This is a genomic window from Lysinibacillus sp. BSL11, from assembly GCF_052928325.1.
In genome coordinates this window covers 183,531-197,059 of sequence record NZ_JAVGCX010000008.1, presented here as the reverse complement: position 1 = coordinate 197,059, position 13,529 = coordinate 183,531, and the positions used below count along the sequence as shown (strand labels likewise).

Below are 13,529 nucleotides of genomic sequence, written 5' to 3'. Positions count from 1 at the left end.
TATTGAAAGGAGAGGTAAAATGAGACTCCCTCAAATTCAAATTCGTACAACAGATGCCAAATTAGATCTTCATATAGGAAAACCACAACAACACATTGAACAACCAGAGGCTACTCTGCATATTGAACAACCAGCCGCTATCTTGGAGATTCATACAACAAGAGGTGTTTTAAAAATAGATTCCTCACAAGCGAGGAGAGATTTAGGGTTAATTGGACCAATTGAAGCGACTAAAAATGCTGCTAAAGAAGGTCAACAGACTGCTCTAAATGGTATCGAGAGACGAGTAAATGAAGGGCGACAAATAATGATGTCAGCTGGTAAAGGACAAGGACGCGCTATTATGCAAAATATTGCTAAACAAAATCATGGGCCCCATCGTGCACCGTTCAATATCAAATTCGTGCCATCCATAGGCTCTGTAAAAATCGACTATACTCCTGGCACAACAGATGTCAATATTGAGCGGAGAGAGCCAATAATTGACGCAAAGGTGAACAAACCAATCTACGAATACACACCAGGGAAAGTAACTGGTACAATGGTACAAAGACCAAATGTTGACATTGATGTAATTGGTTAAAGGAGAGAGTAATCTAATGGATATTGAAACAAAATTTTTAGGAACAGTTGAAATTAATGAACAAGACATCTTAACATTTGAAACAGGACTGCCAGGCTTCCCAAATGCTTGTAAATTCGTCTTGTTACCTCTCGATGCAGATTTACCGTTAGTAGTCTTGCAATCTGTTGAACATCAAGAACTTGGCTTTGTGCTCGCTTATCCATTTGCCTTTAAAAAGGACTATGAATTCGAAATTGATGAGGACGTTAAAGAGGATTTGCAAATTGAAAAAGAAGATGATATTGTACCTTACACAATTTTGACATTAAAAGAAACGTTCCAAGAATCTACAATGAATTTACTAGCTCCAGTTGTTATAAATACAGTAAAAAAACTTGGAAAACAAATTGTGTTACAAGATAGTGCAAGCTATCCATTACGCTATCCAATCGGTGCTGCGGAAGGAAGTGCCAAGTAATGCTTGTATTATCTAGAAAAAAAGGCGAATCCATCATGATTGGCGACCAAATTGAAGTCAAGATACTTGCGGTCGAGGGTGATCAAATAAAGCTCGGCATCGTGGCACCAAAATCAGTGAAGGTTCATCGCTCAGAAATTTTTGAAGCCATTCAAGAACAAAATAAAGAAGCACTAGCAACTTCTGCAGACTTTTTAAGTAAATTGCAAAAAAACAAATAAAATTTTTTTGAAAACTATTAAACATTCAATCTATCGTACGATATATAGATTGTAAGGCAGAAGTAGTACATACTACAGAAACCAAGCTCTCCCACAAGGATGTGGGTTACAAAAAAACAATTCAAGGAGGAATTCCAAATGAGAATTCAACACAATATTTCAGCGTTAAACGCACACCGTAACTTAGGTTTCAACAACACACAAGCTTCAAAAAACCTTGAGAAATTATCTTCTGGTTTCAAAATTAACCGTGCTGGTGACGATGCTGCTGGTTTAGCAATCTCTGAAAAAATGCGCGGACAAATCCGTGGTCTTGACATGGCTACGAAAAACTCTCAAGATGCAATTTCTTTAATCCAAACTGCTGAGGGTGCATTAAACGAAACTCACTCAATTCTACAACGTATGCGTGAATTGTCAGTTCAATCAGGGAACGATACAAACGTTAACCTTGACCGTGATGCAATCCAACAAGAAATTGAGCAATTAACAAAAGAAATCGATCGTATCGCGGGTACTACAGAGTTCAACACTCAAAAATTACTTGACGGTTCATTCAGTGGTAAATTCCAAATTGGTGCAAACGAAAACCAAGATATGAGTCTTGATATTGGTAATATGGATGCTGCAACTTTAGGTCTAACTAAAACAGTAGTAGCAGACTCAGGAGTTGCTGTTACTGGACTAAAAGATGGTTCTTACAAAATTGAAGGAACTAAAGTTTTAGATGCTAAAGGACAAGAAGTAGGTAAAGTAGCTAATAATAAAATTCAATTAGCTGATGGTTCAGATGCAGCTGAATTTACAAAGGCTACTAATGGCGCAGCTTTAACTCCTGGTTCAATTATTAATATTAAAGATGGCAAAGCTGAATTACGTACACCAGCAGATGCAGATGTACAAAAGCTTGCAGCAGGTAAATATGAAATTAGTGGTAGCAACGTGTTAAAAGATGGCGTTAAAGTCGGTGAATTTGCCACTGGTACTGCAACAATTAAAGTTAATGGTGCAGATGTAGCTATTACTAATACTAAATTAGGTTTGCAGACAGCTTTAGATGACGGTGAAGAATTCACTGTTGGTGGGGTAGATGTTTCTACTCGTGAACAAGCAACAGCTACTATTACATCAGTTGATGATGCAATTAAAAAAGTATCAGAGCAACGTTCTGCACTAGGTGCTGTTCAAAACCGTTTAGAGCACACAATCAATAACTTAGGTGCTGCTTCTGAAAACTTAACAGCTGCTGAGTCTCGTATCCGTGATACAGATATGGCAAAAGAAATGATGGAGTTCACTAAGAACAATATCTTAATGCAAGCAGCTCAATCAATGTTAGCGCAAGCAAACCAACAGCCACAAGGTGTATTACAATTATTAGGTTAATTCCTAACAAGGAGCTTGAAGGTATTTACCTTCAAGCTTTTTTTATGAAGGAGTGGTGAAAATGGGAAAAGTAATGTTAGTTCCTAAAGGGACAGAGCAATTTCGATGTATCGGGGGAGCTTGTGAGGACTTTTGTTGTCGAATATGGAATGTCGATATTGACCGTGTAGGCTTTATGAAAGTAGCAACATCCAGTAACCCTATTATTAAACCGTTAGCAAAAAAAGCTTATCAAAAAAACCAAAAGGCTACGAGAGATGCTAACTATGGGCGAATGAAAATGAATGAACAAAATGAATGCCACTTTTTAGATGATAATAAATGGTGTTTAATTCATAAGGAGCTAGGTGAAAATTCGTTATGTAATACATGTGCCATTTATCCGAGAGAGCACCGTGAAATTGGTCAGTATATCGAGAAATCTTTAACATTATCATGTCCTGAGGTTGTTCGCTCATTGCTATTGCAAATAGAAGGGATAGAATTTGAAGAAGTGTTGGCACAGCCATCAGAACGTATTCAAAGTAAAGCTTTTTTAGATGGGGAACATGCAGATATTTTATGGGCTATTCGAACATTTGTGATTACTTTATTGCAAGAACGGAGTATTTCATTGGACTTGCGTATGATGTTACTTGGTTTACTTGCTGAAAAGTTAAACGAGCAACCAAAAACATTAGAGCATACAGAACAAGTTATCCAAATGATGCAGCAACGCTTTTTAACACCACAATATATAGAAGCAGTTATGCAAATTAAAGGAAATGAACTGGTTCAACTCCAAATGCATAAAGAACTCCTTCGTACAACGGTAGAGGAACTTTCGTTTAACGTACGATATATTGAAGTCGTAAATCAATTTATCCGAGGCTTACAGACAGGTCCATTAGAGAACAAGGAAATTAAAGAAGAAACTTTGCAAAAATATATAGCTGCACAATCTGTTTATCAGCAATTTATTCAAGAGCATCATTATATTTTAGAAAATTATATAGTACATTATATTTTTACAAATGTATTTCCGTATAATGGTAAAACGATATTAGAGGCATATGAAGATGTTGTTATTAATTATCAGTTGATTAAAGCTTTATTAATTGGTATTGCCTCCTATAATGGAAATTTGACTGTTAATGATGCTGTGCTCGCAATTCAAAGCTATACAAAGGCTGTTGCTCATAATAATAAGAGTTATGGCATATTACGTCAGAAGATTAAAGAATCTAATATGGAGACAATAGCATTTTTATTTGCGTATATTAAAACAAATGGATGAAAATAGTAATTATAAGAGGTCTTTGTTAGTAGAAATCTGGGTATCTATTTTGGGATTTCTAAAGAAAATAAGTGTTTTTACTATAGTGGAGAAATGTATTCTAGAAAAAATAACTCAACAAGAGAAGCAACGATTTATTGACATTTGGGTTATTACGCATACATTTTAGCATTTACCTTCGTAGTAATTAGCTATGTTGATAATGTGAATATAATTGTGAAGTATTGCTTTGTAGCGTACGGAAGCTTGCGTATTTTTGAAATTTTAATTTATCAACTAAATGTGATGCTTGTACATCCATATGAAACAAGCAATTATAAATTAAATAGTTACCGCCGTATGACCATTGCATTAATTCATAACTATTTTGAAATTGTCTTTTGGTTTGCTGGCACTTACTTAACATTTCAGTTTATAAATGATATGACACCAGGCGATGCAATATATCACAGTTTTACACATATGGTAACGTATAGCTTAACAATTGATAGCAATAAATGGTCAATATTCACACTAATTGTTTTACAGAGTCAGGCATTAATGGGTGTCTTTATGACGCTTATTTCCATAGCTCGCTTTATTTCACTATTTCTACAGCCAAAGTCAATGGATGAAAATGAAAACAATGACGATAAAAGTGAAGAACTAGCTGATATAAAAAAAGAGTTAAAGGAAATTAAAAAACTTTTGCATGAAAAAACTAGTACCATATCTAGGAAAGAAGATGTCTGAAAAGCCACTATCTTAATGTGTAGGGAGAGATAAAATAATGAATGAATTATTACTAGATACACAACAATCTTACTATGATTATGTTGTAAAAGTACAAGACGGCTGCCAAATGATTGCAAGCTCTTTTCAATCAAGTAATCTAGAACAAGCCTTTCAAATGATTGCAGATTTTAGTGAAGGGCTCGAATGGCTAGTAACAGTAGAGCAACATATGCAAGCTAATCATTACGTTATTAATAGCCGTATACAGGAAGTTATCGAACGACTAACAATCTTAAACGGGCTATTGGAAAAAAGAGAGATAGAAGCAATAACGTATTTATTTCAAAATGAGATTGCACCACTGTTTGCTAGTGCCTCTGAATGGACGTTTAAAAAAGTTCAAATGTAAGTGGCTAGATGGTACTAGCTGCTTATTTAACCTAGTATTATACATTTTTAGAATTGACAAAATAGAATATAAATGTAAAAGAGTGAATTGTCAAAATACATATAAATGGTTTTAATGTTACGAAACACTTTTGAAGGGTTCTCAACAGAAGTACATGTAGATAACATATTTTCATCTGTTAAGAAGAAATTGTTATCAGGTTTTTATAAATATATTCATTATAACTTGTATATCAATAAACTTAAATGAAACAAGGCTGTGCAAATCTATTAAAGGTTTGAATAGTCTTATTTTGTTATATAACTACTAAATAAACCTATGACTTGCATTTGATAGTTAATTAATGAAATAGATAGGATTGTATTCCTCCTATAATTATCCACATAGTTTCAAAAAAAACTGAAATTCTCTGATTTTTATCCGATATTAGTAACAATCATATCTGTATTAGATTCAAGGAGGATGAAATTATGCGCATTTCAGGAAATGCAGATACTGGTGCAGCAACTATTCAACAGCAAGTCTCCTCTAATGCACCAGCAGTGGAGAAAGTAGTAACGCAAGGAAGCGACACTACAATGAAAAGTGCTACACCAATTGTTGAACAAATACAACAACTTAGTAATGATGATGAAACAAAAGCAAAAGTACAAGAAGTTGTCGATAAAATGAATAAAATGCTGGAAGTAAATCAGAGTGCTGCAAAGTTTAAGTATCATGATGGTTTAGAACGTTATTATGTAACTGTAGTAGATAGTGCTACTGATGAGGTATTAAAAGAAATCCCACCGAAAAAATTATTAGACGCTTTTTATGAAATGCAAAAGCTATTCGGAATGATTGTAGACGAAAAAATATAATTATATTTTAAAATGGAGGACTATTTATGGTAATGCGAATAGGTGGATTAGCATCAGGAATGGACATAGATGCTTTAGTAGAAAAATTAATGACTGCAGAAAGAGCGCCATTAAATAAGCTTTTACAAAATAAACAAAGATATGAATGGCAACGTGATGCTTATCGGGATGTCAATACAAAATTAAAAACATTTGATAACTTTATTTCAGATAACTTTGTTATTAAAAACTTAAGTTCAAAAACGGCGAGTAGCTCGAACTCAAATTTAGTTTCAGCTATTGCTACTAGTAAGGCTACGGGAACACTTTCTATTGAAGGTGTTTCACAGTTAGCAGAAGCTGCACGTACAACGAGTGGACAAATTGATGGTACTGGTTCGACAAAAATGAGTGACTTAGTTGGAAGTGATACGAAATATATTGAATTCACTGCACCTTCAGCTGATGGTTCCACTCCAGTAAGTGTAAAAGTAGCCATTACATCCAATATGACAGTCGATAGCTTTGTAGAAAAAGTAAATGAAAGTAATATGGGTGTCTCAGCAATTTTTGAAAATGGTCGGTTCTCCTTCACAGCTAAAAATACTGGTAAAGGCGATATTGCTGTTAAAGGGATTGATGAAAATGGTGCAAATACGAATATAAGCAAATTAAAGTTACAAGAAGGAGAAGGAGCAACCGTAACTGAAGGTAAAAATGCCGTTTTCCAGGTAAATGGTATTGCCACAGAACGTAACACAAATACATTTACACTCAATGGCTATAACATTACATTAAATAAGACGTTTAATGGTACAACAACAAATGTTAATAAATACCTTGCAGCAAGAACTGAACGTGATAATGCGGTGGCAGCTTATAATTCCAAAAACGCAGCTTATGAAACAGCACGTGATGTATATTACGGGGCAGGAGCAACTGATTTCCCATCTTATACAAATACACATCAAGCTGCGTATGATGCCTTATTTGGAAAGCCTCTAAAAATGGTAGAGCAACAAACTTATAACTCAATTGGTTCCTCAGTCTTTAAAGACTTAACAACTGATGAAATTAACTTCTTAGGTAACTATGATGCTACAGGTAAAAGCATTGATCAAATTAAAAATGATATTCAGATTAGTAGTCTAGATGACGCTAGTAAAGCAAAGCTAAGTGGTTTAGGTGATAAATTAGAAAAAGTAGCATCTTTAAATACAACGGATTTAAATAAATTTAGTGATTATGCGAACTACTCCGTCTATGGTAAGAAACTGAAAGATATAGATATCGATTCTCTGAAAGGCTTTAGCTATGACAGTAACGATGACTTAGAGACAATTCATGCAAATATAGATGCCGCTGGGTTTTCTGATGAAATGAAAACGGCATTGAAGTCTTTCACGAAAGATCAGTTAACTAATTTAGTAGCAATGGCGCAATCACCAGATACAGATACAGTCGATGCATTAAATCGTTATAAAGGGCTTGCCCAAGAGGAAGCGGAAGCAGATGATTTACTCGCAAAATATAATAAGTTTGGTGATAAACTAATTACGGATTTGGTTAATGATCCAACAAAAGTCGATGGATTATCAGAAGAACAAAAGCTTTTATGGAATGATTTATCCGCATACCATACTGCATTTAACAATTATGCTGAGCAAAATATTCAAAGAGCAGATTATATTAAAGCAAACAGTGAAAAAATAGCTGCTGAAGCAAGGAAGAGTAATGCTGAATCAGCGTTTTCTACAGCTAAGGCAGAAGCAGATGCTGCAGGTATACTAGAAAGTGGAACCGAGGACATTAAAGCTGGACTACCTACGAATCCAACTGATCCAGCAGTTACCCTATCATCTACAACAAATGTAGATGACATGATGAATAAAATTAAAGACTTTGTGAATACGTACAATGCTTTAATTAAGGATTTAAAAGAGCAAACAACACAAAAAAAATATCGTGATTATGCCCCTCTAACAGAAGAGCAGAAAAAAGATATGAAGGAAAGTGAAATTAAGCTATGGGAAGAAAAAGCGAAAAGTGGCTTACTTCGCAGTGATTCACTTCTTCGTGACGGGCTATCTAAAATGCGCTCACTTGTTTATGAAGCTGTGCCTGGGCTTGAAGACTCAAAATTCAATACATTATTTAGTGTTGGTATCACGACTACGAAAAATTATAATGATGGTGGCACACTAGAGATTGATGAAAAGAAATTACGTGAAGCATTAGAGGCAGACCCAGATGCAGTGGCACGTCTATTTAAAAATGATGCTGGTAAAGACAAAGATGTAGTAGATGGTAAAGTTGTTGATACACGTGGCTTTCTTGCAAGATTACGTGGATCAATGGATGAGTTTAAAATTTCAATTGAACAAAGAGCTGGCCGTGCTACAATGACAGATCAACAATATACGATTGGTAAAAACTTAATTGATACAGATAAGCGTATTTCGACATGGCAAGATAAGCTCAAAAATATTGAGGCACGTTACTGGAAACAATTCTCAGCAATGGAGCAGGCGATGAATAAGGCAAATCAGCAATCTGGAATGTTCATGCAACAAGGCGGAGGCTTCTAAATAAGGTAGGGGAAACATATGCAGCAAATAGATCAACTATTGCAAGCTTCAGCAAATTTATTTAAGCATTTGGGTGAAACTCCAAAAGGTGAAGACCGAGATGAATATATCGACACTATTAACAACATGTTAGACAAGCGTGGTGCCATTATTGAAGAATTGATGAATGATGGATTTCGTTTCGATGAACAAAATCGCATTCATCGTACATTGCTAGAATTAGATAATGGTATTAAAAAGCGTTTAGCAGATGTAATGGATGCAGTTAAACAAGACATGGCAAACCTACAAAAAACGAAGAAAAGTGAACAGCAATATTATAATCCTTACTCGAATGTTCGCGTAATGGATGGCATGTATTATGACAAAAAAAATTAATCGTTTATCTTCATTCATCGTGCTGGAAGTTGCTAGATGAATGAAGATAAAGCATTGGCAGATGTCATCCGATTTTAAAAGAAGTGAATTGTGATCATACAATTCAAAATCCAGACAAATTTACGCTGAGACGTAAATAGCTTTTCTTCGGAAAATGGTTTAAACTAGTAAATAAGTAACCTTTCAAAGGAGTTGTCCTTTATTGGCAGCAAATTTAACAGCACAAAACGCGTATAAACAAAATAGTGTGACTACAGCTTCACCTGGCGAATTGACATTAATGCTTTATAATGGATGCCTAAAATTCTTGCATAAGGCGAAACAAGCTATCCAAGATAAGAATATTCAAGAGAAAAATACAAACATTCAAAAAGCTCAGGCGATTATTAGTGAACTGATGTCTACACTCAATATGGATATTGAGATTTCGAAACAAATGCTACCTCTTTATGAATATATGAATCATCGTTTAGTAGAAGCCAACATTCAAAATGATGTTGCCATTATTGAGGAAGTGGAAGGATTTGTGACAGAATTTCGCGATACGTGGAAGGAAGTAATTCGCATTAATCGACAACAGCAATTTGGTCAGGGAAACAGCGGACAAATTTAGACACAATTAGAGACCATCGAAAGTGATGGTCTCTTTTTTGTTAAATCGTTATGATCATGAAATAGTCATAAATTAGGCCATACAAAGGTAAAATATGTTACTTATTCCCTGTGGCTGTTAGTTGGGCATCATGGCATAATCAAAGCAATAAACATGTTTAAAAGAGTACTGGGGTGGGAATATGATCTTTAAGCGTCAAGAAGGTTTCCGATTTAAATTTAAGGAGCCTATTCAAATAACTTTTGCTATTTATGAGAATGGAAAGGTCAATCATGGCCAAACGGCTATGGCTGACTTGTTGGATATTAGTCCACGTGGGTTGAAGATGTTTACGGAAGTGGATTTAGGTATAAACCCTCCTCCATTAGATATCCATTTTGTGCTTGATACACAAGAAGTTCGCGCTTATGGAGAAGTAATTTGGAGTCGTCCATTTGGGAATGGCAAGCAATACGGCATCTATTTCAATAATCAAGGACCCGTGGAAGATTTGATTATTGAAGAGCTAAAGCTTCGACGAAAAAAGGAAGCAGCAGAAGCGAAAAAACAAAATAATAATTTATAAAAATTTTTGTAAAAAAAAGAATGATTTTAGAGGAATTTCACACACTTGTGTAGAAATAGATAGTATAGCAGTTATAAAGGAGGAGTTTACATGTTAAACTTTAACATTCGTGGTGAAAATATTGAGGTAACTCCAGCTATTCGAGAGTATGTTGAGAACAAAATCGATAAAGTTGAACGCTATTTTAACGAAGATGTTAATGCCAACGCTAATGTCAATTTAAAGGTTTACAATGACAAACAAACGAAAGTGGAAGTCACTATTCCAATGAAGAATCTAACTCTTCGTGCTGAAGAGCGTCATAATGATATGTATGCTGCTGTTGATCTAATTGTTGATAAATTAGAGCGTCAGATCCGCAAGCATAAAACAAAAGTAAACCGTAAATTCCGCGAGCGTGAAGGTGCAGGCCTTTATTTTGCTACTACTCAAGCAGCCGCTGATGCTGTGTCAGAGGAAGAAGAATACTCAATTGTTCGTACAAAGCAATTTGATTTAAAACCGATGGATCAAGAAGAGGCAGTTCTACAAATGAATATGCTTGGACATGATTTCTATGTCTTTACAGATGCTGAATCGAACGGCACAAATATTGTATATAAACGTAAAGATGGAAAATATGGCTTAATTGAAACTACTTAAAACTTCATGATGACGAAGGCTCTCGCGATGGCGAGGGCCTTTTTTTGGTATGACAATCATATGTAGCCGGGGTGACAGTTTGCATGAAACTGTTACACAATGGTAAAATGAAAGTTGAATCTATATAGGAAGTGAAAAACATTCATGGCAAACCTATTAAATAAATTATTTGATTTCAATAAACGTGAGCTAAAAAAATTAGAAAAAATCGCTGACCAAGTTGAGAGATTCGCTTCTCAAATGGAACAGCTTTCAGATGATCAACTACAAGCGAAAACAGATGAATTTAAAAAGCGCTACGCTGAGGGTGAGCATTTAGAGTCGATTCGTGCCGAAGCGTTTGCTGTTTGTCGAGAAGCGGCAAAACGTGTATTAGAGATGTACCCATTCCGCGTTCAAATCATGGGGGCAGCTGCTCTTGATGAGGGGAATATCGCGGAGATGAAAACCGGGGAAGGTAAAACTTTAACAGCGACAATGGCTGTTTATTTAAATGCGATCACTGGTAAAGGTGTACATGTTGTAACAGTCAACGAATATCTAGCGAGTCGTGATGCTGCTGAAATGGGACAACTTTATAATTTCTTAGGCTTATCTGTTGGGCTTAATCTGAATAGCCTTTCAAAAGATGAAAAACGTACTGCTTATGAGGCTGATATTACGTATAGTACAAACAATGAGCTAGGATTTGACTACTTACGTGATAACATGGTGCTTTACAAAGAGGAACGTGTCCAACGTCCATTGCACTATGCTGTCATTGATGAGGTGGACTCGATCTTAATTGATGAAGCGCGTACGCCATTAATTATTTCGGGTCAAGCTGGGAAATCAGCACAGCTTTATAAACAATCGAATGCCTTTGTACGTATGTTAAATGCAGAGACAGACTATACGTATGAAGAGTCCACAAAAGGTGTTACGTTAACAGATGCAGGTGTGGAAAAGGCGGAAAAAGCATTCGGCATTGATAATCTGTTTGATTTGACACATGTTCGTTTAAATCATGCGATCAATCAATCATTAAAGGCGCATGTGAGTATGCATAATGATGTGGATTATGTTGTGCAGGATGGCGAAATTGTGATCGTTGATGGCTTTACTGGTCGTTTGATGAAGGGTCGTCGTTATTCTGATGGCTTACACCAAGCAATTGAAGCTAAAGAAGGCGTTGAGATTCAAAATGAATCGATGACAATGGCGACAATTACCTTCCAAAACTACTTCCGTATGTATCAAAAGCTTGCAGGGATGACAGGTACAGCGAAAACAGAGGAAGAGGAATTCCGTAATATTTACAATATGAATGTCGTCGCTATTCCGACGAATAAACCGATTGCTCGTGATGACCGTGCTGACTTGATTTTTGCAACGATGGAAGGGAAATATAAAGCAGTTGCTGCTGATATCGCAGAGCGTCATAGAGCTGGTCAACCTGTTCTTGTTGGTACAGTTGCTATTGAAACGTCTGAGATTATTTCTAAACTATTGGATAAACATAAAATTCCTCATAATGTATTAAATGCGAAAAACCATGAACGTGAAGCTGAAATCATTGCGAACGCTGGTACAAAGGGTGCAGTGACAATAGCAACAAACATGGCTGGCCGTGGTACAGATATTAAACCTGGCGAAGGTGTACTGGAAATTGGCGGTTTAGCGGTAATCGGTACAGAGCGACATGAATCACGTCGTATTGATAATCAGCTTCGTGGCCGTTCTGGTCGTCAGGGGAATCCAGGGGTTACACAATTCTACCTATCCCTTGAGGATGATTTAATGCGTCGTTTTGGCTCTGATAATATGAAGTCGATGATGATGCGCTTAGGTATGGATGATTCCCAGCCATTGCAATCTAAAGTTGTGTCGAGAGCTGTAGAATCAGCGCAGAAACGTGTCGAAGGTAATAACTTTGATGCGCGTAAACGATTATTACAATATGACGATGTACTACGTCAGCAACGTGAGATTATTTATAAAGAGCGTTATGATGTGCTGGAAACAGAAAATATGCGTGTGCTTGTTGAGTCTATGATTCAAGAAACAATTGATAATGTTGTTAGCCTGTACACTCAAGGTGAACAGAAGGATTGGAACCTAAAGGCTATTGAAGACTTTGTAGCAGCTAATCTTTTAGAGGAAGGTCAACTTAAAGTATCTGATTTCCAAGGCAAGTCTGCTGAAGATATTAATCAGTTAATCTCTGATGCTGTTCATGTTCGTTATGATGAAAAAGAGGCAGAACTGACACCAGAGCGTATGCGTGAGTTTGAAAAGGTTATTTTATTACGTTCAATCGATACAAAATGGATAGATCATATTGATGCAATGGATCAACTACGTCAAGGTATCCATCTGCGTGCTTATGGTCAAAACGATCCACTTCGTGAATATCAACAAGAAGGCTTTGCAATGTTTGAGGATATGGTAGCCTCTATTCGCGAGGATGTTGCGAAATATGCGATGAAAGCAGAAATCCGCAATAATCTGGAGCGTGAAGAGGTGGCGAAGGGGCAGGCTGTTAATCCAAAAGAAGAAGGTGGCACTGCGCCGAAAAAGCAACCAGTACGTAAAGCTGAAAACATTGGCCGTAATGATTTATGTCCTTGTGGTAGCGGTAAGAAATTTAAAAACTGTCATGGCACAGCTCAATAATATCTAGGTGAAAGAATCATTTTAACTACGTGTTGAAATGATTTTTTCTTTGTAAAATAACTCAAAAATGAAGAAATTTTAGTATAAAAAGTCAGAATTTATAGACAATTGAAAAATATGGGTATACAATAGCTGTAATAATAGGTATATAGTACAAGTTATTGATCCTATTATTATCCTGAATTTTTGATTGTGATACT

Annotated in this window: 14 protein-coding genes; all 14 read left to right on the top strand. The window is 35.9% G+C overall.

Features of this window, described 5'->3' with window-relative positions; all coding sequences use genetic code 11:
* The first annotated feature begins 19 nt into the window (after positions 1–19).
* The 14 genes from RCJ95_RS11745 (at position 20) to secA (ending at position 13,329) form a co-directional block, all read left to right on the top strand.
* Complete coding sequence (locus RCJ95_RS11745) at positions 20–583, top strand: DUF6470 family protein (RefSeq protein WP_313150305.1); 564 nt, start codon at positions 20–22, stop codon at positions 581–583.
* Positions 584–599: 16 nt separating this feature from the next.
* Complete coding sequence (fliW, locus tag RCJ95_RS11740) at positions 600–1,043, top strand: flagellar assembly protein FliW (RefSeq protein ID WP_313150304.1); 444 nt, start codon at positions 600–602, stop codon at positions 1,041–1,043.
* Positions 1,043–1,264 (top strand): carbon storage regulator CsrA, encoded by a 222-nt coding sequence (gene csrA / locus RCJ95_RS11735; RefSeq protein ID WP_313150303.1) that lies wholly within the window; start codon positions 1,043–1,045, stop codon positions 1,262–1,264. Before fliW ends, csrA begins: the two co-directional genes overlap by 1 nt.
* Before the next feature lie 138 nt (positions 1,265–1,402).
* On the top strand, positions 1,403–2,650 hold the full coding sequence (locus tag RCJ95_RS11730) for a flagellin N-terminal helical domain-containing protein (RefSeq protein ID WP_446722339.1): 1,248 nt from the start codon (positions 1,403–1,405) through the stop codon (positions 2,648–2,650).
* A gap of 61 nt (positions 2,651–2,711) precedes the next feature.
* Positions 2,712–3,926, top strand: coding sequence for a flagellin lysine-N-methylase (gene fliB / locus RCJ95_RS11725; RefSeq protein ID WP_446722338.1), 1,215 nt, complete (start codon positions 2,712–2,714; stop codon positions 3,924–3,926).
* Between the two features lie 216 nt (positions 3,927–4,142).
* Positions 4,143–4,658: a hypothetical protein gene (locus RCJ95_RS11720; RefSeq protein ID WP_446722337.1), complete on the top strand. Its 516-nt coding sequence runs from the start codon at positions 4,143–4,145 to the stop codon at positions 4,656–4,658.
* A gap of 37 nt (positions 4,659–4,695) precedes the next feature.
* Positions 4,696–5,049 carry a hypothetical protein gene (locus tag RCJ95_RS11715; protein ID WP_258860695.1) on the top strand — a complete coding sequence of 118 codons (354 nt, stop codon included), beginning with the start codon at positions 4,696–4,698 and terminating at the stop codon, positions 5,047–5,049.
* Positions 5,050–5,519: 470 nt separating this feature from the next.
* Positions 5,520–5,909 carry a flagellar protein FlaG gene (locus tag RCJ95_RS11710; protein ID WP_313150290.1) on the top strand — a complete coding sequence of 130 codons (390 nt, stop codon included), beginning with the start codon at positions 5,520–5,522 and terminating at the stop codon, positions 5,907–5,909.
* A 26-nt stretch (positions 5,910–5,935) separates the two neighbouring features.
* The gene (gene fliD, locus RCJ95_RS11705) at positions 5,936–8,476 is read left to right on the top strand and encodes a flagellar filament capping protein FliD (protein WP_313150289.1); all 2,541 of its coding nucleotides are present in this window, start codon (positions 5,936–5,938) and stop codon (positions 8,474–8,476) included.
* 18 nt (positions 8,477–8,494) lie between these two features.
* Positions 8,495–8,854, top strand: a complete 360-nt coding sequence (locus RCJ95_RS11700) for a flagellar protein FliT (protein ID WP_313150288.1) — start codon at positions 8,495–8,497, stop codon at positions 8,852–8,854.
* 202 nt (positions 8,855–9,056) lie between these two features.
* Positions 9,057–9,467, top strand: a complete 411-nt coding sequence (fliS, locus tag RCJ95_RS11695) for a flagellar export chaperone FliS (RefSeq protein WP_048392059.1) — start codon at positions 9,057–9,059, stop codon at positions 9,465–9,467.
* Positions 9,468–9,648: 181 nt separating this feature from the next.
* Positions 9,649–10,032 (top strand): PilZ domain-containing protein, encoded by a 384-nt coding sequence (locus RCJ95_RS11690; protein WP_257521194.1) that lies wholly within the window; start codon positions 9,649–9,651, stop codon positions 10,030–10,032.
* A gap of 90 nt (positions 10,033–10,122) precedes the next feature.
* Positions 10,123–10,674 (top strand): ribosome hibernation-promoting factor, HPF/YfiA family, encoded by a 552-nt coding sequence (gene hpf, locus RCJ95_RS11685; RefSeq protein WP_004227537.1) that lies wholly within the window; start codon positions 10,123–10,125, stop codon positions 10,672–10,674.
* A gap of 144 nt (positions 10,675–10,818) precedes the next feature.
* Entirely contained in the window at positions 10,819–13,329 is a 2,511-nt protein-coding gene (secA, locus tag RCJ95_RS11680; protein ID WP_221679467.1) for a preprotein translocase subunit SecA, read from the top strand.
* Positions 13,330–13,529: the final 200 nt, after the last annotated feature.

What these genes read in the sequence shown, in the direction of transcription:
- fliB (WP_446722338.1), top strand. Translation starts at nt 2,712, where the DNA reads ATGGGAAAAGTAATGTTAGTTCCTAAAGGGACAGAGCAATTTCGATGT.
- RCJ95_RS11700 (WP_313150288.1), top strand. Translation starts at nt 8,495, where the DNA reads ATGCAGCAAATAGATCAACTATTGCAAGCTTCAGCAAATTTATTTAAG.
- fliD (WP_313150289.1), top strand. Translation starts at nt 5,936, where the DNA reads ATGGTAATGCGAATAGGTGGATTAGCATCAGGAATGGACATAGATGCT.
- hpf (WP_004227537.1), top strand. Translation starts at nt 10,123, where the DNA reads ATGTTAAACTTTAACATTCGTGGTGAAAATATTGAGGTAACTCCAGCT.
- RCJ95_RS11710 (WP_313150290.1), top strand. Translation starts at nt 5,520, where the DNA reads ATGCGCATTTCAGGAAATGCAGATACTGGTGCAGCAACTATTCAACAG.
- RCJ95_RS11745 (WP_313150305.1), top strand. Translation starts at nt 20, where the DNA reads ATGAGACTCCCTCAAATTCAAATTCGTACAACAGATGCCAAATTAGAT.
- RCJ95_RS11715 (WP_258860695.1), top strand. Translation starts at nt 4,696, where the DNA reads ATGAATGAATTATTACTAGATACACAACAATCTTACTATGATTATGTT.
- RCJ95_RS11690 (WP_257521194.1), top strand. Translation starts at nt 9,649, where the DNA reads ATGATCTTTAAGCGTCAAGAAGGTTTCCGATTTAAATTTAAGGAGCCT.
- csrA (WP_313150303.1), top strand. Translation starts at nt 1,043, where the DNA reads ATGCTTGTATTATCTAGAAAAAAAGGCGAATCCATCATGATTGGCGAC.
- secA (WP_221679467.1), top strand. Translation starts at nt 10,819, where the DNA reads ATGGCAAACCTATTAAATAAATTATTTGATTTCAATAAACGTGAGCTA.
- RCJ95_RS11730 (WP_446722339.1), top strand. Translation starts at nt 1,403, where the DNA reads ATGAGAATTCAACACAATATTTCAGCGTTAAACGCACACCGTAACTTA.
- fliW (WP_313150304.1), top strand. Translation starts at nt 600, where the DNA reads ATGGATATTGAAACAAAATTTTTAGGAACAGTTGAAATTAATGAACAA.